Origin of the sequence: Bradyrhizobium iriomotense (genome assembly GCF_030160715.1) — a bacterium.
Lineage (GTDB): Bacteria > Pseudomonadota > Alphaproteobacteria > Rhizobiales > Xanthobacteraceae > Bradyrhizobium > Bradyrhizobium iriomotense.
On the sequence record NZ_BSOW01000002.1, the window covers coordinates 160,192 to 179,508 of the forward strand.

Annotated in this window: 18 protein-coding genes; 9 read left to right on the forward strand and 9 right to left on the reverse strand. The window is 64.5% G+C overall.

Going from position 1 to position 19,317, the window contains the following annotated elements:
* Positions 1-10 precede the first annotated feature (10 nt).
* The 4 genes from QQL28_RS03065 to QQL28_RS03080 form a co-directional block, all read right to left on the reverse strand.
* A complete protein-coding gene (locus QQL28_RS03065; protein ID WP_284260887.1) occupies positions 11-1,228 on the reverse strand; it encodes a substrate-binding protein in 1,218 nt (405 codons plus the stop codon).
* 2 nt (positions 1,229-1,230) lie between these two features.
* Positions 1,231-2,088, reverse strand: a complete 858-nt coding sequence (locus QQL28_RS03070; RefSeq protein WP_284260890.1) for a branched-chain amino acid ABC transporter permease — start codon at positions 2,086-2,088, stop codon at positions 1,231-1,233.
* A gap of 36 nt (positions 2,089-2,124) precedes the next feature.
* The gene (locus tag QQL28_RS03075; RefSeq protein ID WP_284260892.1) at positions 2,125-3,639 is read right to left on the reverse strand and encodes an amidase; all 1,515 of its coding nucleotides are present in this window, start codon (positions 3,637-3,639) and stop codon (positions 2,125-2,127) included.
* Between the two features lie 154 nt (positions 3,640-3,793).
* Positions 3,794-4,996 (reverse strand): substrate-binding domain-containing protein, encoded by a 1,203-nt coding sequence (locus QQL28_RS03080; RefSeq protein ID WP_284260894.1) that lies wholly within the window; start codon positions 4,994-4,996, stop codon positions 3,794-3,796.
* Between the two features lie 179 nt (positions 4,997-5,175).
* Here QQL28_RS03080 and QQL28_RS03085 point away from each other — a divergent pair, with 179 nt between their 5' ends.
* Complete coding sequence (locus tag QQL28_RS03085; RefSeq protein ID WP_284260896.1) at positions 5,176-5,619, forward strand: MarR family winged helix-turn-helix transcriptional regulator; 444 nt, start codon at positions 5,176-5,178, stop codon at positions 5,617-5,619.
* 290 nt (positions 5,620-5,909) lie between these two features.
* Here the strand turns inward: QQL28_RS03085 and secA are convergent, their stop codons facing one another.
* Positions 5,910-8,750 (reverse strand): preprotein translocase subunit SecA, encoded by a 2,841-nt coding sequence (gene secA, locus QQL28_RS03090; RefSeq protein ID WP_284260898.1) that lies wholly within the window; start codon positions 8,748-8,750, stop codon positions 5,910-5,912.
* 354 nt (positions 8,751-9,104) lie between these two features.
* Here secA and QQL28_RS03095 point away from each other — a divergent pair, with 354 nt between their 5' ends.
* From QQL28_RS03095 to QQL28_RS03105, 3 genes are all read left to right on the forward strand, one after another.
* Positions 9,105-10,013, forward strand: coding sequence for a peptidylprolyl isomerase (locus QQL28_RS03095; protein WP_284260900.1), 909 nt, complete (start codon positions 9,105-9,107; stop codon positions 10,011-10,013).
* Between the two features lie 102 nt (positions 10,014-10,115).
* Positions 10,116-11,357: a bifunctional glutamate N-acetyltransferase/amino-acid acetyltransferase ArgJ gene (argJ, locus tag QQL28_RS03100; protein ID WP_284260903.1), complete on the forward strand. Its 1,242-nt coding sequence runs from the start codon at positions 10,116-10,118 to the stop codon at positions 11,355-11,357.
* 8 nt (positions 11,358-11,365) lie between these two features.
* Positions 11,366-11,776: a (deoxy)nucleoside triphosphate pyrophosphohydrolase gene (locus QQL28_RS03105; RefSeq protein WP_283038658.1), complete on the forward strand. Its 411-nt coding sequence runs from the start codon at positions 11,366-11,368 to the stop codon at positions 11,774-11,776.
* Positions 11,777-11,886: 110 nt separating this feature from the next.
* On the opposite strand, the gene QQL28_RS03110 is transcribed toward QQL28_RS03105, so the two are convergent.
* A complete protein-coding gene (locus tag QQL28_RS03110) occupies positions 11,887-12,735 on the reverse strand; it encodes a methyltransferase domain-containing protein (protein WP_284260907.1) in 849 nt (282 codons plus the stop codon).
* A gap of 208 nt (positions 12,736-12,943) precedes the next feature.
* Between QQL28_RS03110 and QQL28_RS03115 the strand changes: the two genes are divergently transcribed.
* From QQL28_RS03115 to QQL28_RS03130, 4 genes are read left to right on the forward strand one after another with little or no spacing between them, the layout of a single operon-like run.
* The gene (locus QQL28_RS03115) at positions 12,944-13,753 is read left to right on the forward strand and encodes a ComF family protein (RefSeq protein WP_284260909.1); all 810 of its coding nucleotides are present in this window, start codon (positions 12,944-12,946) and stop codon (positions 13,751-13,753) included.
* 34 nt (positions 13,754-13,787) lie between these two features.
* Positions 13,788-14,063 (forward strand): glutaredoxin 3, encoded by a 276-nt coding sequence (gene grxC, locus QQL28_RS03120; protein WP_284260912.1) that lies wholly within the window; start codon positions 13,788-13,790, stop codon positions 14,061-14,063.
* Positions 14,060-14,956: a carbon-nitrogen hydrolase family protein gene (locus QQL28_RS03125; protein ID WP_284260914.1), complete on the forward strand. Its 897-nt coding sequence runs from the start codon at positions 14,060-14,062 to the stop codon at positions 14,954-14,956. Before grxC ends, QQL28_RS03125 begins: the two co-directional genes overlap by 4 nt.
* Entirely contained in the window at positions 14,953-15,432 is a 480-nt protein-coding gene (locus tag QQL28_RS03130) for a DUF1178 family protein (protein ID WP_284260916.1), read from the forward strand. Before QQL28_RS03125 ends, QQL28_RS03130 begins: the two co-directional genes overlap by 4 nt.
* On the opposite strand, the gene QQL28_RS03135 is transcribed toward QQL28_RS03130, so the two are convergent.
* From QQL28_RS03135 to QQL28_RS03145, 3 genes are all read right to left on the reverse strand, one after another.
* Complete coding sequence (locus QQL28_RS03135; protein ID WP_284260919.1) at positions 15,429-16,328, reverse strand: EamA family transporter; 900 nt, start codon at positions 16,326-16,328, stop codon at positions 15,429-15,431. The genes QQL28_RS03130 and QQL28_RS03135 overlap by 4 nt on opposite strands.
* A 219-nt stretch (positions 16,329-16,547) precedes the next feature.
* Positions 16,548-17,321 carry a bifunctional 2-polyprenyl-6-hydroxyphenol methylase/3-demethylubiquinol 3-O-methyltransferase UbiG gene (ubiG, locus tag QQL28_RS03140; protein ID WP_284260921.1) on the reverse strand — a complete coding sequence of 258 codons (774 nt, stop codon included), beginning with the start codon at positions 17,319-17,321 and terminating at the stop codon, positions 16,548-16,550.
* A 14-nt stretch (positions 17,322-17,335) separates the two neighbouring features.
* The gene (locus tag QQL28_RS03145; protein WP_284260923.1) at positions 17,336-17,803 is read right to left on the reverse strand and encodes a PH domain-containing protein; all 468 of its coding nucleotides are present in this window, start codon (positions 17,801-17,803) and stop codon (positions 17,336-17,338) included.
* A 147-nt stretch (positions 17,804-17,950) separates the two neighbouring features.
* Here QQL28_RS03145 and QQL28_RS03150 point away from each other — a divergent pair, with 147 nt between their 5' ends.
* Complete coding sequence (locus QQL28_RS03150; protein ID WP_284260926.1) at positions 17,951-19,207, forward strand: aspartate kinase; 1,257 nt, start codon at positions 17,951-17,953, stop codon at positions 19,205-19,207.
* The last annotated feature ends 110 nt before the right edge of the window (positions 19,208-19,317 follow it).

Below are 19,317 nucleotides of genomic sequence, written 5' to 3' on the forward strand. Positions count from 1 at the left end.
AGGATCCTGCTCAGCACTCTTTGGGATCGACGAGCCCGTCGCTGCGGCCGACGATCTCGTAATTGCCGCCCTTGGCGACCGCCGTGTACATCTTCATCTTGCAGTGGCGCTGGCCCGGCACCATCTCGGCCGGCCCGCCCGGACCTTCCGCGATCTTGGCGTGGTCGAGCGCCGCGGCGACCGACTCGCGGTCGATCTTGCCGGCCTCCTTGACGGCGGCTTCCCACAGCTTCAGGCCGCGATAGGTGCCGGTCGCGGCGCTACCGGCGGCGAACAGGAAGTTGCCGGGGAAATCCTTCTCATAGGCCGCCTGGATCTTTGCGTTGACCGGATCCTCCTTGGTCAGCACCTTGAAATAATCGAGGCAGCTCGCGAGGCCCTCGATCTCGTTCGCCTGGTTGATGTTGAGCGTGTTCTCGTCATAGTAGACGCAGGCAAGCCGCCCGCCGTTCTTGAGGAAGCCCGCTTCATAGAGCTGCTTGAAGAATGGGCCGACGCCGGGCGGGATGACGGTATTAAAGACGACGTCGACCTTGTTGGAGATGATGCGGTTGACGGTCGCCGAGAAGTCGATCTGGTCGAGCGGGTAGTATTCCTCGAACACGACCTCGCCGCCGTTGGATTCGATCACCTTGCGGGCGTAGACGTTGAGCGTATGCGGCCAGACATAGTTGGCGCTCGGCAGCGCGAACTTCTTGCCGCCGTTCTTGATCAGCCAGGGAATGAACTCGTCGCACTGCTGCGCCGGCGTCGGTCCGGTGCAGAACAGATACGGCGTGCACTCCTTGCCCTCGTAGAGCTGCGGATAAATGTAGAGCGTCTTGCCGCGCGCCACGATCGGGTCCTTGATCGCGTTGCGCATCGACGAGGTGATGCCGCCCAGCACCATGTCGACCTTATCGCGCTGGATCAGCTTGCGCACGTTGCCGACGGCCACGGATTCGTTCGAGGCGGTATCTTCGATGTAGAGCTCGAGCGGACGGCCGAGCAGGCCGCCGGAATTGTTGATCTCCTTGATCACCATTTTGGCGACGTTGGCGTCGGCATTGCCGGCATAGGCGATGGGTCCGGTGAGGTCGGTCGCGATCCCGACCTTGATCGGGCCTTCCGCGGCGTTGGCCCAGTCGGGCCGGATCACCCAGCTTCCGACACCGGTTGCGATCGCGCCGGAGGCAAAGGCGAGGTTGGAAAGAAAGCGGCGGCGGGTGAGATTGACGCGATCGAACATGACTAAACCCCTTTTCCAGCGATGAGGCCTTGCGGCCGGAATTTGATGAAGGCAATTGCAAGGACGAAGACGAGGACGTCGGCAATGACGGGCGCCATGACCCAGGGCAGCGCGGCGCTGAGCGTCCCGATCACACCGGCGCCCGCGACCGGACCGATGAACGATCCGACGCCACCGACCATGACGGCGACGAAGCCCTGGATCAGGAAGCGGATGCCGAGATCGGCGAACAGGCTGAACACCGGCACGATCAGCGCGCCGGCAAGGCCCGCGAGCGCCGCACCGAAGGCAAAGGTGGCGCCGTAGATCAGCGGCGTCGAGATGCCGGAGGCCCGCGCCAGCGCCGGGTTCTCCAGCGTCGCGCGCACGCGCAACCCAAAGCTCGTGCGCGACAGCAGGAGATAGCAGGCGCCCATCACCAAGAGCGTGATCACGATGATGATGAAGCGCCAGGTCGAGATGTGCACGGTGCCGATGTCGATCGAGCCGCCGATCGGCTCGGGCACGGTCAGATAGAAGCCGCCGATCAGCCCGCGCACGGATTCGCGGATGATCAGGCCGAGCGCATAGGTGCCGAGCATGGCGACGATCGGCGCGGCGTAGAAGCGGCGGATGATCAGCCCCTCCAGCACGAAGCCGAGCGCGCCGACCGCGAAGGGCGCGGCGACCATACCGGCCCAGATCGGCAGGCCGTGGCTGTAGGCGAGATAGGTGATGTAGGCCCCGAGCAGGACGAACTCGCCTTGCGCGAAGTTGAAGATGCCCATCATGCTGGCGATGATCCCGAGCCCCAGCACGATCAGGACGATGATCGCGCCAAAGCTCAGGATTTCGAACGCCGCGACGAATGCGTTAGCCATACGTTGCGATCCACCCAGCCAGCATTACGTCTCGCCTCACATCTTCTTCCAGTCGCCGATCTGCTCGAACGCGTGCGCGGCGCGGTAGATCGTCGTTTCCTCGAAGTGACGGCCGACCAGCATCAACCCGACCGGCAGGCCGTCGACCATGCCACAGGGCAGCGACATCGCAGGGTGGTGGGTGATGTCGAACGGCGCGGTGTTGGAGATCATCTCGAGCGCGCGGGCGACATACTCCTCGCGGCTTGCGGTCGGCTCCGGCAGCTTCGTCGCCTTCATCGGCGTGGTCGGCATCAGCAACAGATCGTAATCCCCAAACGCCTTGTCGTAGGCCGCGGTGAGCCGCCGCGAGATGTTCAGCGCCTTGCCGTAGAAGCGCGGACCGAAATTGTTGTTGATGTAGGTGCCGAGCATCATGAACAGCTTGGTGGTCTCGGACAGCGAATCCGCCTGGCGGCGCCAGCCGCGATGGAAATCCATCAGCGATGTCGAATAGAGGTCGCCGCGGCTGAGGCCGTAGCCGTCACCGAACATCATGGTCTGGGTCAGGCCTTCGGTGCCGATCGGGGTCCAGATCGCGCCGCCCATCAGGTGCATCGGGATCGACACCGTCTCGACCGAGGCGCCGAGATCCTTGAAGCGTTTCGCCGCCTCGCGCACGCTTTCGTTGACGGCAGCTTCCGCAGTCGGCTGCTCAAAGCCTTCCCTCAGGATGCCGATCTTCATGCCCTTGACGCCGGCGCCGAGCGCCTTGGTGTACTCGTCGACCTTGGGCGACTTGATGCGGGGATCGTAGCCATCGTCGCCGGCGATCACCTCGAGCAGCAACGCGTTGTCGGCAACCGTCGCCGTCATCGGACCGGTGTGGTCGACAAAAATCTCGATCGGCATAATGCCGGTATAGGGCACGAGGCCCCAGGTCGGCTTCATGCCATAGATGCCGCAGAACGAGGACGGCATGCGGATCGAGCCACCCTGGTCGCCGCCGATCGCCATGTCGACCTCGCCGAGCGCGACCACGACGCCCGAGCCCGACGAGGAGCCGCCCGCCGAATAACCCATCTTGTGCGGATTGTGCACCGGCCCGTAGGAGCCGGTGTGGCTGCCGCCGGACAGGCAGAAGTGCTCGCAATGCACCTTGCCGGCGATCTCGGCGCCAGCATCCAGCATGCGCGTGACGATGGTGGCGTCGAAGTCGGGGACATAGCCTTCCAGCGTCGACGAGCCATTGGTCATGGGCACGCCGGCCAGCATGATGTTGTCCTTCAGCGCGACCGTCTTACCCTTGAGCTTGCCCGACGCCGCGCCCTTCACGACCGACTTGCGGTACCAGGCGTTGCGCGGGTTTTCCTCCGCCGAGGGCCGGTAGCCGGGCGTGCGCGGATATTTCACCGGCGGCACCTCGTCCGGCATCGCGGCGACGAGATTGTAGGCATCGATCGAGCCCTGCATCAGGCCGCGGAACGAAGCCACGTCCTCCTCGGTCAGTGACAGGCCGCACTGGTCGGCGACCGCGCGAAGTTGGGCGGGGGTTGGAAGGGCGACGGACATGGCTGCTCTCCTGAAACTTTTTTCTTGGGCGTGCGGCCGCCGCTCACGCGTCTCGCGCGCGAGCCCTCGACCTCGTCGCAACATTCAAAACGGAAATATTTTCCTTTTCAAGTATTATTTTGCGTCGATGCGCTGGCGAATGTTCGCGGCCGCGTCAGATCGGCTTGATCAGCTTGAAGTCGAGACCATCGGCCTCGGCGAGATACATCGGCATCCGCGCATGCCCGTCGCGCACGGTCACGGGGCCACGCGCGCCGCTATAAACGACGTTGCGCGCTGCCGCGAGCATCGGTCCCATCGCCAAGGTGCCGGCCTTGGCCGCGACGGCTTCGAGAAAGCGCAGCCCCTCATAGCTGGATTGCCCGAGCGAGCCGATCGGCGGAGCGTTCGGGCCGAACATCGCGCTGTAGCGACTCTGGAAGTCGTCGTTGGCGCGCGAGCCGACGGCCGGGAAATAGCCGGAGGCGCAGAACATGTTCTCGGAATTGTCGGCGCCGATGCCGAGCAGCACGGTCTCGTCCATCGCCCCGGCGAGCCGCAGCGAGGTCGCGCCGAGGCCACATTCGCCAAACGAGCGGTTGAAGGTGATGCTGTCGGTACCGATCAACGAGATCAGCACGACGTCGGGCTTGGCGGCGCATATCCGCGCCAGATGCGGCTCGTGATTGTCCTCGCCAAGCGGCACGAACTCCTCGCCCACGACGTGCCCGCCAGTCTCCTTGATGTAGCGCTTCACCGCGCGATGCGACTGCCAGGGCCAGACATAGTCGCTGCCGATCAGATACCAGCGCGTAGCCTTCTTCTCTTGGGCCAGCCAGTGAATCGACGGCCGGCTCTGCCAGCGCGGGGTCTCGCCGATCGCCATTACACCCGGCGTGCGCTCGCCGCCCTCATAGACCGGCGTGTAGATGTAGGGGATGCGATGACGGGTGATGACGTGGCGCAGCGCGACCCGAACCGCGCTGGTGTGGAGGCCGACGACAAGATCGAGCTCGTCGAACGCAATCGCCTGCTCGGCCCGTTCAACCACTTCTTCGGTCGGGCCGCCGGCATCATAGATCGACATCTCGATCTCGCGCCCGAGGATGCCGCCGCGCTTGTTGATCTCGGCGACCGCAAGCTGCGCGCTCGAGGTGGCGCAGGGCCCCCAGATGCCGGGCGAGCCGCTGCAGCAGATAAAACCGCCGATCCGGAGCTTGCCGCTGGCACCGCGTCGCCGGAAATACACGTCATCGCTTGGCGACAGAGCGCGATCGTCCGCCGTCGACGACAGGTTCCGAAGCAGCAGGGACGGCGGCAACGCAGGCCCAACACGAGCCGAAAAGTCACGATCCGGGAAGTTGATCGTCGAGCCCACACCAACTCCTGTCAGGCACCAGACCCCAAAGCATATTCGGCGGGCGGCCGCGGCATCCGCCCTTTTGTTGGGCAATCATCCTATTTTGAAAATATTGAATATTCAAGAATTGAAGTGCATATAGAAGCAGCATCGATTGCAAGACATTCACTCATTTGGATCAAGACGAAGTCTAAGCCGTGGCCAAACCGCCAAAAGAGAACTCCCCCATCACCGAACATCTCGCCTACCTGCTGGCGCAAGCCAACCGGGAGATCAACCGGCAGTTGGAACTGCGGTTGAGCAAGGAAGGCGTCCCGGTCGAGCAGTGGCGCATCCTGAAGGTTCTGTCCGACGGCGACGGCCATTCGATGGGCGAGCTCGCGGACGCCGTGCTGCTCAACCATCCGACGCTGACCAAGATGATCGACCGCATGGTCTCCGACGCGCTGGTCTATCGCGTGCAGGACCCCAACGACCGCCGCAAGGTCCTGATGTTTATCTCCGACCGCGGCAAGGTGCTGTGCAAGAAGCTCAACTCGCTCGCAGTCGACCAGGAGGAGCACATCCTGGAGAGCTACGGCGACAAGTCGACGAGCGAATTGAAGCGGCTGCTGGAGAGCCTGATCGACAGCTCGAATTGAAGCGGCGCAGTGCTCTGGCTGCCGTCAGAACGACCGCAATGAGCGGAACACTGCAAGCCCAACAAAGACCGTCGTCCCGGCGCAGGCCGGGACCTATAACCACAGGAAGCAGTTTGGCGAAAAGACGTCGTCGTGGGACTACCACCATCCGCGACCGTTAGATTCCGCGGTATGGGTCCCGGCCTGCGCCGGGACGACAGCAGAATATGCGGCAACGCCTTCGCGATTAACCAGCGCCGTCGTGTACTGGATGCCCCGCTTTCGCGGGGCACGACAGCATCACCTAATCGCTAAGCATACCGGCCGTGGCAGTGCTTGTACTTCTTGCCGCTGCCGCAGGGGCAATCCTCGTTGCGGCCGACCTTGCCCCAGCTTGCCGGGTTCTTCGGATCGCGCTGCGCGGCGTTGGCCTGTGGGGCCAACGTCACGTTGGCGAAGGCCATCTCGTCCTCGCCGGTATCGGGGTTGAGCTTGTGTGCTTCCATCGCGGGCAGCACAGGTGCCTCCTGCTCCGGCGGGATGATCTCGACGCGCATGAGCTGCGCGGTGACGGCCTCACGCAGATGCGCGCTCATCTCCTGGAAGAGGTTGAAGGCCTCGGTCTTGTACTCCTGCAATGGATCGCGCTGGCCGTAACCGCGCAGCCCGATGACCTGGCGCAGATGATCGAGCATGATGAGGTGCTCGCGCCAGAGATGATCGAGCGTCTGAAGCAGAATGGTCTTCTCGACGTAACGCATCACGTCGGGACCCCACTGCGCGACCTTCGCCGCCATGTGCTCGTCGGCGCGGGTCTCGATGCGGTTGAGCAGCTCCTCGTCGGCGATGCCCTCTTCCTTGGCCCAGTCGTCGACCGGCAGATCGAGATCGAGCACGCGCTTCAGTTCTTCCTTGAGGCCGCTCACGTCCCACTGCTCGGCATAGACATGCTCGGGCACGTGCTTGGCGACGAGGTCGTCGATGAAGGCATGGCGCATGTCGGCGACGGTCTCGGCGACGCTCTCGTCCTTCATCAGATCGACGCGCTGGTCGAAGATCACCTTGCGCTGGTCGTTCTGGACGTTGTCGAACTTGAGCAGGTTCTTGCGGATGTCGAAGTTGCGCGCCTCGACCTTCTGCTGCGCCTTCTCCAGCGCCTTGTTGATCCAGGGATGGATGATGGCCTCGCCCTCTTTGAGGCCGAGCCGCTGCAACATGCTGTCGAGACGATCCGAGCCGAAGATGCGCATCAGATCGTCTTCCAGCGACAGGAAGAACTTCGAGCGACCGGGGTCGCCCTGGCGGCCGGAGCGGCCGCGAAGCTGGTTGTCGATGCGGCGGGATTCATGCCGCTCGGAGCCGATGATGTAGAGGCCGCCCGGCTTCTTCACGGTCTTGGCGGGCTTCGAACCCTTCGCCGGCTCGATCTCGACGGTCTCCTCCGCCTTCAGCACGATGTCGCGGAAGTGCTCGATGTCGGCTTTGATCTGCTCGATCTTGCTGGCCTTCTCGGCCTCGTCCTCGATCCCCGCGGTTTCCTGCTGGATACGCATCTCCAGGGAGCCGCCGAGCTTGATGTCGGTACCGCGGCCGGCCATGTTGGTCGCGATCGTGATCGCGCCGGGGACGCCGGCTTCCGCGACGATATAGGCTTCCTGCTCGTGGAAGCGCGCATTCAAGACCGCGAACAGTTTTGCGGGCTTGCCGGCGCGGGCGGCGGCGTAGAGCTTCTCCAGCGCGCTCTCCTTGCCGAAATCGATCTGCTTGTAGCCGTTCTGCTTCAAGAATTCGGCGAGCACTTCCGACTTCTCGATGGAGGCCGTGCCGACCAGCACCGGCTGGAGCCGTGCATTGGCGCGCTCGATCTCGGCGAGGATGGCGACGTATTTTTCCTTCTGCGTGCGGTAGACTTCGTCGTCTTCGTCCAGACGCGCCACCGGCAGGTTGGTCGGGATCTCGACGACTTCGAGCTTATAGATGTCGAACAATTCGTCGGCTTCGGTCGCCGCCGTGCCGGTCATGCCCGCCAGCTTCTCGTACATGCGGAAGTAGTTCTGGAAGGTGATCGAGGCGAGCGTCTGGTTCTCGGGCTGAACCGCGACGTGCTCCTTGGCCTCCAGCGCCTGGTGCAGGCCTTCCGAATAGCGCCGGCCCGGCATCATGCGTCCGGTGAACTCGTCGATGATCACCACCTCGCCGTCGCGGACGATGTAGTCCTTGTCGCGGGTGAACAGCGTGTGGGCGCGCAGCGCCTGGTTGACGTGGTGCACGACGGAGACGTTCTCGACGTCGTAGAGCGATTCGCCCTTGAGCTGGCCGGCGTCGCGCAGCAGCGTCTCCAGCTTCTCCATGCCGCCTTCAGTCAGGGTCACCGTGCGCTGCTTCTCGTCGACCTCGTAGTCGGCAACCTTCTCCAGCTTCGGCATGAAGGTGTCGATGGTGTTGTAGAAATCCGAACGGTCGTCGAGCGGGCCGGAGATGATCAGCGGCGTGCGCGCTTCGTCGATCAGGATCGAGTCCACTTCGTCGACGATTGCGTAGTAGTGCGGCCGCTGGACCATGTCCTCGAGCCGGTACTTCATGTTGTCGCGCAAATAGTCGAAGCCGTATTCGTTGTTGGTGCCGTAGGTGATGTCGCAGGCATAGGCGGCCTTGCGCTCGGCATCGTCGAGCCCGTGCACGATCACGCCGGTGGTCATGCCGAGGAAGCCGTAGATCTGGCCCATCCAGCCGGAGTCGCGGCGGGCGAGGTAATCGTTGACGGTGACGACGTGGACGCCCTTGCCGGCGAGCGCGTTCAGATAGACCGCGAGGGTTGCGACCAGCGTCTTGCCTTCGCCGGTCTTCATCTCGGCGATGTCGCCCTCATGCAGCACGATACCGCCGATGAGCTGGACGTCGAAATGGCGCTGGCCGAGCGTGCGCTTGGCGGCCTCGCGCACCGTGGCGAAGGCCGGTACCAGGATGTCGTCAAGCGTCATGCCGTTCGCGAGCTGCTGCTTGAATTCGGCGGTGCGGGCCTTCAGGGCCTCGTCGGAGAGTTTGGCGAGTTCCGGCTCCAGCGCGTTGATCGCGTTGACGCGGGCCTGGTAACCCTTAACCCGCCGGTCGTTGGCGGAGCCGAAAAACTTGCGGGCGAGCGCGCCGATCATACCGAATTCCTTGCCAAATTCCTGTGTTCGCGATTACCGCGTTGCAGCCAAGAGGTTGTCACCAACTTGCCTATCAACTCACCGTGACGCTTCGCGGCTAGGACCCCGTTGTGGGGTCATCCGCCATATAGGTGGAAATTGAGCAAATCTGGGTTCAACGGCCAAAAACGCAGCAAAATAAACGCTATCGCCATGGACGCGACCGCGCAGAGATATGGCCCACCCTGAGCCTTGTCAACGGCGGCCGGCTTTCCGCCAATTCATCATTTTGACAGGTTTTTCGCGTTGCCAAGGCACCCCGATTGGGCGAGTGTCCGCCCCGCCCAAATACCCCCTTCAGGATAAGGATTTTCCATGACCACCTCGTTCCCGGTAACGAAAACCGGCCTGCGCTTCGGCCTTGCCACCGCTCTTGCGGGCTGCCTCGCACTGGCGCTGATCGCAGGTCCCGGCCGGGCCGCCGACGACCCGGTCCTGGCCAAGGTCAATGGCGCGGAGATCAAGAAGAGCGACGTCGCGCTCGCCGAGGAGGAACTTGGGCCGAGCCTGGCGCAGATGGACCCGGCGACCAAGGACGAGAACGTGCTGGCCTTCCTGATCGACATGAAGATCGTCGCCAAGGCCGCCGAGGACAAGAAGATCGCCGACAACGAGGAGTTCAAGAAGCGCCTGGCGTTCGCCCGCAACCGGCTGCTGATGGACAGCCTGCTCGCCCAGGAAGGCAAGGCCGCGAACACCCCCGACGCCATGAAGAAGGTCTACGAGGAGGCCTCCAAGCAGATCACCGGCGAGCAGGAGGTGCATGCCCGCCACATCCTGGTCGAGACCGAGGACGAGGCCAAGGCGGTGAAGGCCGAGCTCGACAAGGGCGCCGATTTCGCCGAGCTCGCCAAGAAGAAGTCCAAGGATCCGGGCTCCGCCGACGGCGGCGACCTCGGCTTCTTCACCAAGGAGCAGATGGTACCGGAGTTCTCCGCGGTCGCCTTCGCGCTCGAGCCGGGCAAGATCTCCGACCCCGTGAAGTCGCAGTTCGGCTGGCACATCATCAAGGTCGAGGAAAAGCGCAGCCGCAAGGCGCCGGATTTCGACCAGGTCAAGGCCCAGATCGAGAACTACGTCACCCGCAAGGCCCAGGCCGATTACGTCGCAAAACTCCGCGCGGAGGCCAAGGTCGAGCGGCTCGACCAGCCGGCGGCGGACGCCAAGCCGGCCGATGCGGCGAAGCCCTCCGACAGCAAGATGGCTCCCCCGGCGAAGAAGTAAGAATTCGCTGTCACTTCGCTGACGCCAAGAGTATCTAAGCATCGCAATGGCCGGGCATCGCCCGGCCATCTGCATATTCAGACCCCACCAAGGCGCTCGGCGATGTCCTCTTCCGTCTCCCCCCTCGCCCCGAAAAACGTTCCCGACATGCCCGCCATCGCAGGCGTCAGGTTAGCGACGGCCGAGGCCGGCATCCGCTACAAGAACCGCACCGACGTGCTGCTCGCGCTGCTGGACCCGGGCACCGCGGTCGCCGGCGTCTTCACCACGTCGAAATGCCCGTCCGCGCCGGTGGAATGGTGCCGCGCCAAGCTCAAAGGCGGCAAGGCGCGCGCCCTCGTCGTCAATTCCGGCAATGCCAATGCCTTCACCGGCAAGACCGGCCGGGCGTCGACCGCGCTGACCGCGAAGATCGCGGCCAAAGCCGTCGGCTGTAGCGAAAGCGAGATTTTCCTGGCCTCGACCGGCGTGATCGGCGAGCCGCTGGATGCGACCAAGTTCGACGGCGTGCTCGGCCGCCTCGCCGAGAGCGCCGCGCCCGCCGACTGGTTGAGCGCCGCCAAGGCGATCATGACCACCGACACCTTCCCGAAGGTCGCGACCGCGACCGTGAAGCTCGGCAAGGCCAAGGTCACCATCAACGGCATGGCCAAGGGCGCCGGCATGATCGCCCCTGACATGGCCACGATGCTGTCCTTCATCTTCACCGACGCGCCGATCGCGCCTGCCGCGCTGCAAGCGCTGCTCAAGAGCGGTGTCGAGGATACGTTCAACGCGGTGACGATCGACGGCGACACCTCGACCTCCGACACGTTGCTGGCCTTTGCTACCGGCGCTGCCGCCGAGCACGGCGCGCCGAAAATCAGCCGTGCCAGCGACCCGCGCCTGAAGGCCTTCACCAAGGCGTTCCACCAGGTGCTGGCCAACCTCGCCGAGCAGGTTGCCCGCGACGGCGAAGGTGCGCGCAAGCTGGTCGAGATCACCGTCGAGGGCGCCAAGACCAAGGCTTCTGCGCGCAGGATCGCGATGTCGATTGCGAACTCGCCACTGGTGAAGACCGCGATCGCCGGTGAGGACGCCAATTGGGGCCGCGTGGTCATGGCGGTCGGCAAGGCCGGTGAGCCCGCCGATCGCGACAAGCTGTCGATCTCCTTCAACGGCATCCGCGTTGCGAAAAGCGGCGCGCGCGATCCATCTTACGACGAGGCGCAGGTGTCGGAGGCGATGAAGGCGCCTGAGATCGCAATCAAGGTCTCGCTCGGCCTCGGCAAGGGCCGCGACCGCGTGCTGACCTGCGACCTCACCAAGGAATATGTCGCGATCAACGGCGACTATCGGTCGTAAGTTCAGGCATGGCCGAACTCAAGCTGACATTGGTGGTGGCCTGCGCCCTTGTTGACGCCGACAAGCGCGTCCTGATCGCGCAACGCCCCGAGGGCAAGACGCTCGCCGGCCTCTGGGAGTTTCCCGGCGGCAAGCTCGAGCCCGGCGAGCGGCCGGAGCAGAGCCTCATCCGCGAGCTGCACGAGGAGCTCGGCATCACCGTCAGCGAGCCGTGCCTGGCGCCGCTGACCTTCGCGAGCCACGCCTACGAGACATTCCACCTGTTGATGCCGCTCTACATCTGCCGCCGCTGGGAAGGCACGGTGACGGCACGCGAAGGCCAGACCCTCGCCTGGGTCCGCGCCAACAAGCTGCGCGATTATCCGATGCCGCCGGCGGACATTCCGCTGATCCCGCATTTGATCGATTTGCTGATGTGACCCAGGACACGACTTCATCCTGAGGAGACCGCGAAGCGGTCGTCTCGAAGGATGGCCGCGCGCGGGCCTTCATGGTTCGAGACGCGCGCTCCTCACCATGGGGGTCAGGCCTAAGTCTTCCCCGCCTTCCGCACCGCCTCCGCAAGGCTCGCCTTGGCCGAGCCGGGCTTGAGCGGCTGCTGCTGGCTGGCATGCGGCGCCCAGCCGGAGAGCCAGATGATGTCGAACGTCGCGCGGATGCGGCCATCGGGATCGGCAAAGCGCTCGGCATAGATCTCGGCCATTCGCAGCATTGTCGCGCGCCGCGTCGGCGTGCGCCGCCTCTCGATCAGCACGTTGGCTGCGCCCATGCGCCGCAAATCCTGCATCAGCGCGAAGGCATTCGCGTAACGCACCACGATGCGATCGACATCGGTGACCGGCAATGCAAAGCCCGCCCGCTGCAACAGCGCGCCGATGTCGCGCAGGTCAGCGAATGGCGCGACGCGCGGCGACACGCCGCCCTCGCATTCGGCCTCAGCCGCCGCAAAGGCCTGGCGCAGCTCGGTCAGGCTGTCACCGCCGATCATTGCGGCGAGCAACAGACCGTCAGGCTTCAACGCACGACGGATTTGCGCGATCACGCCCGGCAAATCGTTGACGAATTGCAGCGCCAGCGCCGACGCCACGAGATCGAGACTTTCCGGTGCCAGTGGCAGCTTCTCTTCGCCCGCAGCATCGAGCTCGATCCGCTGCACCGTGCCGAAGCGTGCGCGCAGCGCTGATAGGCCCTCGCCGGGAGTCCAGAGATCGGCAATTGCGCCGAATTCGCGCATCACCGCGGCCAGCCGATCGGCCATGTCCTCGTCGACGCGGTCGAGCAGGAAGCTGGCAGGCCCCTGCACGCGCGCACGCCGCTGCCGCATATGCAGCAGCGCGCGATCGAACAGGGCGGGCGGGGTTTGGGGGTTTTGCGCCATGCCGCTGGTTACGCCGATCCGAGTCGTTCTGGCAATCTCTCCTCTCGTGCCCCGGACGCTGCGCAGCGCGAAGCGGTGCGCTGCAGAGCCGGGGCCCAGAGAGGCTGGGTCCCGGCTCTGCGGCGCGTCACGACGTGCCGCACCGCGTCCGGGACACGAGACCCAAGCGCGGCTTGAGCAACTCGCGATGCGGCGCTAGCCTTCCCTCATGGAAGCCGAAACCGCCCCGTCCCGTTCCATCTCCGCCCATTGGCGTGGCGCGCTCGCGGCCGGCCACCACATGCTCGCGCGCGCGGCGCGGCTTGCGCTCGACATTGCGCTGCCGACCTTGTGCGTATCCTGCCGCGAGCCGGTTGATGGCGAAGGCGTGTGTGCGGCGTGCTGGGCGAGACTGTCGTTCATCGCCCCGCCCTACTGTCCGCGGCTCGGAATCCCTTTCGTCTACGATCCGGGCCCCGACATGCTGTCGATGAAGGCCATCGCGAGCCCGCCCGCCTACCATCGGGCCCGCGCCGCGGTGCGCTATGACGACGTCGCGCGCACGCTGGTGCATTCGCTGAAATACCAGGACCGCACCGATCTGGCGCCGGCCATGGGCCGCTGGATGGCGCGCGCGGGACGCGAGCTGCTCAGCGAGGCGGACATGCTGGTGCCGGTGCCCCTGCATTGGCGGCGGGCCTGGCGACGCCGCTACAACCAGTCGGGCGCGCTGGCACGCGTGATCGAGCGGCAGACCGGGGTCAAGGTGAAAGGCGACGTCTTGCGCCGGCTCCGCGCCACCGAGCAGCAGATCGGGCTGTCGCGCGCCCAGCGCGCCACCAATGTGCAGGGCGCATTCCAGGTATCTGCCGACCGCCAAGCCGAGGTGCAGGGCCGGCGTATCGTCCTCATAGATGACGTCTTGACCTCCGGTGCGACACTGGACGCCTGCGCCCGGGCCTTGCTCCGCGCCAAGGCGGCGCAGGTCGACGCACTGGTCTTTGCCCGGGTTGTGGAGACCGGGTCACGTCCCATATAATTCAATCAATTCATGAATGAGAGCGCCACCCGACATGACTGATGCTGTCGAGATCTACACCCGGCCGGGCTGCGGCTATTGTTCCGCGGCCAGGTCGCTGTTGACCCGCAAGAAAGCCGCCTTCACCGAGTTCGACATCGCCAAGAACCCGTCGTGGCGCCAGGAGATGTATGACCGCGCCGGCGAGGGCTCGACATTCCCGCAGATCTGGATCGGCGGGAAGCATGTCGGCGGCTGCGACGAGCTCTATTCGCTCGATCGCGAAGGCAAGCTCGATGCACTGCTCGAAAGCGTCAAGGCCGTCTCATGAGCCAGAATCAAGCTCAAGCTCAGGATCGTACCTTCACCGCCGCCATGGTGCAGATGCGCACCGGCCTCCTGCCTGAACCGAGTTTCGAACAGGCGAGCAAGCTGATTCGAAAGGCGGCGGCGAACGGCGCGAACTACGTGCAGACGCCCGAAGTCAGCAACATGATGCAGCTGAACCGCAAGGCGCTGTTCGACCACCTCGCCAGCGAAGAGGACGACAAATCGCTGAAAGCCTATCGCGCTCTCGCCGCCGAATTGAAGATCCATCTGCACATCGGCTCGCTGGCGCTGCGCTACTCGCCGGAGAAGGCGGTCAACCGCTCCTTCCTGCTCGGGCCCGACGGTAAGCTGCTGGCGAGCTACGACAAGATCCATATGTTCGACATCGAGCTGCCGGACGGCGAGAGCTATCGCGAATCCGCCAACTACCAGCCGGGCGAGACGGCGGTGATCTCCGACCTGCCCTGGGGCCGTGTCGGGCTCACGATCTGCTACGACGTGCGCTTCCCCGCGCTCTATCGCGCGCTCGCCGAGGCCGGCGCGTCGTTCATCACCGTGCCCTCCGCCTTCACCCGCAAGACCGGCGAAGCGCATTGGCATGTGCTGCTGCGCTCGCGCGCGATCGAGACCGGCTGCTTCGTGTTTGCCGCGGCGCAGGCCGGCCTGCATGAGAACAAGCGCGAGACTTTTGGTCACTCCCTGATCATCGATCCCTGGGGCGAGATCCTCGCCGAGGGCGATGTCGAGCCCGGCATCATCATGGCCAAGATCGATCCGGCCAAGGTCGAGACCGCGCGCAGGGCGATCCCATCGCTGCAACACGGCCGCCGCTTCGGCGTCGCCGATCCGAAGGCCGGTCCTGATCATCTGCATCTGGTGCGGGGATCGGCATGATCCGCTATGCGCTCCGCTGCGAGCGGGACCACGAGTTCGAAAGCTGGTTCCAGAGCTCGTCGGCTTACGATCAGCAGGTCAAGCGCAAGCTCGTGACCTGCCCGATCTGCGGCTCGGCCAAGGTCGACAAGGCGATCATGGCGCCGCGCATCGTCGGCAAGAAGGGCCGCGAGCGCGCCGCACCCGAGCCGACCGCGCCCGCGCCGACGACGGAGGTCGCGCAGCAGACGCCGACGTCGCTGATGCTGGCGCAGGAGCGCGAGCTGCGCACCAAGCTGAAGGAATTGCGCGACCACATCGTGAAGCATGCCGACAATGTCGGCGAACGCTTCCCGAACGAAGCCCGCGCCATGCATTATGGCGACAAGGAGCACCGCCCGATCTACGGCGAGGCCTCGCCCGATGAGGCCAAGGCGCTGATCGACGAAGGCATCGAGGTGTCCCCGCTGCCGGTGCTGCCGGAAGACCGGAATTAGGCGCCGATAAGTACCGCAACACCGATCACGATCAGCACGATTCCTGCGAGCTCGCGCGGTGAGACCGGCTGCTTGAACGAGTAGTAGGCCACGCCCTGCGCGAACAGCACCTCGATCAGCGCGAGCGTGCGCACATTGGCCGCGGCCGTCAGCGCGAACGCCAGGAACCAGAATTGCGAGGCGAAGGCGCCCATGAAGCCGGCGAGCAGCGACGGCTTCCAGAGGCCGAGGATGGCCTGCAAGATTTTTGGTGCGCGCCAGAGCAGGTAGACCGTCAGGATCAGCGTCTGCACGAACAGGCCCAGCACCAGCGTGAACGAGGACGCCGTCACGAAGGAGACGCCGGGCACCGTGATGATCGCGCCGCGGAAGCCGACGGCTGACAGCGCGAACGCCGCCGCGGCAACGAGGCCGATGATGGTCGGCTTCAATTCGGCAAAGCTCTTCTCGCCGCCGGGGCGCAGCGCTGTGATGACGACACCGACGGTCGCGATCACGATCGCCAGCACTTTGAGCCAGGTCAGGTGATCGCCAAGGAAGACGAAGCCGAAGATCGCGGTCTGGATCGCTTCGGTCTTCAAATAAGCCGTCGTCACCACGAAGGAACGGTCGTTCATGGCAAGCAGCATCAAGCCGGTGGCGACGATCTGGCTGAGCGCACCGAGCAGGAGCCACGGCCAGAACTCGGATGGCGGCATGCTGAGATGATCGCCGGAAACGACCAGCACCAGGCCTAAGAACAGCACCGAGAACGGGAAGCCGAAGAGGAAGCGGATGTTAGTCGCGCCCCAGGTGCCCAGCGGCTTCGTGAGCGACCGCTGCATCGCATTGCGCGCGACCTGCCCGAGCGCAGCAATGACGGTGAAGGGAATCCAGAGGCTGGTGACGGTGAGCATGGGCGGGGGAGGACACTAGAGCAATATTCGTTGCTCAAACTGCCGACACGGCCTCAAGAGGTCAATTGGGGCCGAGTCATAGGAGCGATGCTTTCGGACCCAATTCTGTCGTCGTCCTGGACAAGCGAAGCGCAGATCCAGGCCCCATATGTGGACGGCCCCGTCTTTGTTGCTGCAGCGGGCCTCTTGCAGGCAGCTCGGCCTGTACGGGCAATCCCCTCACACCATCCCTTCCGCCACGACCATGTAGTTCACGTCCATGTCGGAGGAGAGGCCCCATTTGTCGGCGAAGGGCGAGTAGACGACGCCGGTCTGCTCGGTGATGACGAGGCGGTTGTCGAGGAGATGTTTGGCGAGCTCGTCGGGGGTCACGAACTTGTTCCACTCATGGGTGCCGCGCGGCAGCCAGCGCAGCACGTATTCGGCGCCGACGATGGCGAGCGCAAAGCTCTTCCAGTTGCGGTTCAACGTCGAGACCACCATCAGCCCGTTCGGCTTCAGCATGGAAGCACAGCGGCTCAAGAACATGCCGACGTCGATGACGTGCTCCACCACCTCCATCGCCAGCACGATGTCGAAGCGCTCACGCGGATCGACCTCCTCCACCGTGGTGCAGCGATAGTCGATCGACAAATGCCCCTTGTTGGCATGCAGCTTTGCGGCCGCGATATTGCTTGCCGAGGGATCGATGCCGATGACCTGCGCCCCGAGCCGCGACAGCGGCTCGCAGAGCAGGCCCGCGCCGCAGCCGATGTCGAGCACGCGCAGGCCTCCGAGGCAGTTGAGGCTGCGCACGTTACGCTCGAACTTGCGGCAGGCCGCGTCGCGGATATAGCCGAGCCGCAGCGGATTGATCTTGTGCAGCGGCGCCATCTTGCCGTTGGGGTCCCACCACTCGGCCGAGAGCTTCGAGAACTTGGCGACCTCGCCGGCGTCGACGCTCGAGGCCTGGCTAACAATCGTGGGGGCGGAACTATTCTGCTGCATGTTCATGACAATGCGCCGTCCTACCGCACGGTGATCGAATTGCGGAAGGCGAGTGGAGACGAGATGGTCCGGATCTTCTCGACCCCCTCGCCCACGCCGCGGATCGTCACATCGCCGTAGTTCAAGATGCGGCCCAGAATCGTCTGGTCGACATCGACACTTTCGACCTTGTCGAGGCTCATTTCAAAGGTCTTCCGGGTGATGAACCCGGTCTTATGCACAACCCTGAAATTGGTCACGTCGGTCTCGGTGGTGAAGCGGTGGAACCAGCCCTTCAGCGTCCAATAGAGGGCGCCCAGCGCCACCAGGCCCGAAGCCGCAAGACACAGCAGCACGAGGCCCTCTGTGGTCGTCTGCCGAGACATCAGAAGCAGAACCAGGGCCACGATCCAGGCCAGAATCGCCGGGAAATAGAAGATCCAGTGCGCATTGGTCGAATACAGCACCTTCTCGCCGGGCTGCAGGATCTCGTCGATATAACGCGCCATAACCTCGATTAACCCATTCCCCGCCCCAGCGGGTCCGTCAGGAACCGGCTTGCCCCCGGCGCCGCCGCTCTGTATACGCGCGGTCGGTAGCTACCCGCCCAGCGCGGGCCACCATACTGATCCTCAAGAGGGAATGCACGCGTCGTCATGAGCCGCCTCGTGATGAAATTCGGCGGCACGTCCGTCGCCAATATCGAACGTATCCGCAACGTCGCACGCCATGTGAAGCGTGAGGTCGACGCCGGGCACGAGGTTGCCGTCGTGGTCTCGGCGATGTCCGGCAAGACCAACGAGCTGGTCGCCTGGTGCACCGAAGCGTCCCCGATGCACGATGCGCGCGAATACGACGCCGTGGTCGCCTCCGGCGAGCAGGTGACGTCGGGCCTCCTGGCCATCGTGCTCCAGGGCCTGGGCATCCAGGCCCGCTCCTGGCAGGGCTGGCAGATCCCCATCAAGACCAGCGACGCCCATGCGTCGGCCCGCATCGAGGACATCGACGGCACCGAGATCATCAATCGCTTCAAGGAGCGGAAAGAGGTCGCGGTCATCGCCGGCTTCCAGGGCATCAATCCCGAGACCGGCCGAATCACCACGCTCGGCCGCGGCGGCTCCGACACCTCCGCGGTCGCGATCGCCGCCGCCGTCAAGGCAGACCGCTGCGACATCTACACCGACGTCGATGGCGTCTACACCACCGACCCGCGCATCGTGCCGAAGGCGCGCCGGCTCGACAAGATCGCGTTCGAGGACATGCTGGAACTGGCCTCCCAGGGCGCCAAGGTGCTCCAGGTCCGCTCGGTGGAACTCGGCATGGTCCACAACATGCCGATCTTCGTCCGTTCGAGCTTCGACAAGCCCGAGGACATCGACCCGCATGCCAACCAGCCGCCCGGCACGCTGATCTGCAGCGAGGAGGAGATCATGGAAAACCACGTCGTCACCGGCATCGCCTTCTCCAAGGACGAGGCCCAGATCTCGGTGCGCCAGATCGAGGACAAGCCGGGTGTCGCCGCCTCGATCTTCGGGCCGCTCGCGGATGCCAACATCAACGTCGACATGATCGTGCAGAACGTTTCCGAGGACGGCAAGACCACAGACCTGACCTTCACGGTGCCGGCGACCGACTATGCCCGCGCCAGGGACACGATCACCGCTGCCAAGGGCAAGATCGGCTACGCCCGGCTCGACAGCGCTACCGACGTCGCCAAAATCTCCGTGATCGGCAGCGGCATGCGCAGCCATGCCGGCGTCGCCGCCCAGGCGTTCTCGGCCCTCGCCGCGCGGAATATCAACATCCGCGCCATCACAACGTCCGAGATCAAATTCTCGGTTTTGATCGACACCGCGTATACCGAGCTTGCGGTGCGGACCCTGCACACGCTCTACGGTCTCGATCAGGTTTAGACGAATTTTCTGTTAGCGGCCGCAGCAAACGCGAAGGTGTACACACCTTCGCGTTTGGCAGGCGTTTTGCTTGGCAAAACAAGCCTCAATTCGCTATACGGCGAACAGGG

Coding starts and splice junctions, on each gene's coding strand:
- QQL28_RS03130 (WP_284260916.1), top strand. CDS start 14,953: ATGATCCGCTATGCGCTCCGCTGCGAGCGGGACCACGAGTTCGAAAGC.
- QQL28_RS03135 (WP_284260919.1), bottom strand. CDS start 16,328: ATGCTCACCGTCACCAGCCTCTGGATTCCCTTCACCGTCATTGCTGCG.
- QQL28_RS03075 (WP_284260892.1), bottom strand. CDS start 3,639: ATGTCCGTCGCCCTTCCAACCCCCGCCCAACTTCGCGCGGTCGCCGAC.
- ubiG (WP_284260921.1), bottom strand. CDS start 17,321: ATGAACATGCAGCAGAATAGTTCCGCCCCCACGATTGTTAGCCAGGCC.
- QQL28_RS03095 (WP_284260900.1), top strand. CDS start 9,105: ATGACCACCTCGTTCCCGGTAACGAAAACCGGCCTGCGCTTCGGCCTT.
- QQL28_RS03110 (WP_284260907.1), bottom strand. CDS start 12,735: ATGGCGCAAAACCCCCAAACCCCGCCCGCCCTGTTCGATCGCGCGCTG.
- QQL28_RS03125 (WP_284260914.1), top strand. CDS start 14,060: ATGAGCCAGAATCAAGCTCAAGCTCAGGATCGTACCTTCACCGCCGCC.
- QQL28_RS03145 (WP_284260923.1), bottom strand. CDS start 17,803: ATGGCGCGTTATATCGACGAGATCCTGCAGCCCGGCGAGAAGGTGCTG.
- argJ (WP_284260903.1), top strand. CDS start 10,116: ATGTCCTCTTCCGTCTCCCCCCTCGCCCCGAAAAACGTTCCCGACATG.
- QQL28_RS03105 (WP_283038658.1), top strand. CDS start 11,366: ATGGCCGAACTCAAGCTGACATTGGTGGTGGCCTGCGCCCTTGTTGAC.
- secA (WP_284260898.1), bottom strand. CDS start 8,750: ATGATCGGCGCGCTCGCCCGCAAGTTTTTCGGCTCCGCCAACGACCGG.
- QQL28_RS03150 (WP_284260926.1), top strand. CDS start 17,951: ATGAGCCGCCTCGTGATGAAATTCGGCGGCACGTCCGTCGCCAATATC.
- QQL28_RS03065 (WP_284260887.1), bottom strand. CDS start 1,228: ATGTTCGATCGCGTCAATCTCACCCGCCGCCGCTTTCTTTCCAACCTC.
- grxC (WP_284260912.1), top strand. CDS start 13,788: ATGACTGATGCTGTCGAGATCTACACCCGGCCGGGCTGCGGCTATTGT.
- QQL28_RS03115 (WP_284260909.1), top strand. CDS start 12,944: ATGGAAGCCGAAACCGCCCCGTCCCGTTCCATCTCCGCCCATTGGCGT.
- QQL28_RS03070 (WP_284260890.1), bottom strand. CDS start 2,088: ATGGCTAACGCATTCGTCGCGGCGTTCGAAATCCTGAGCTTTGGCGCG.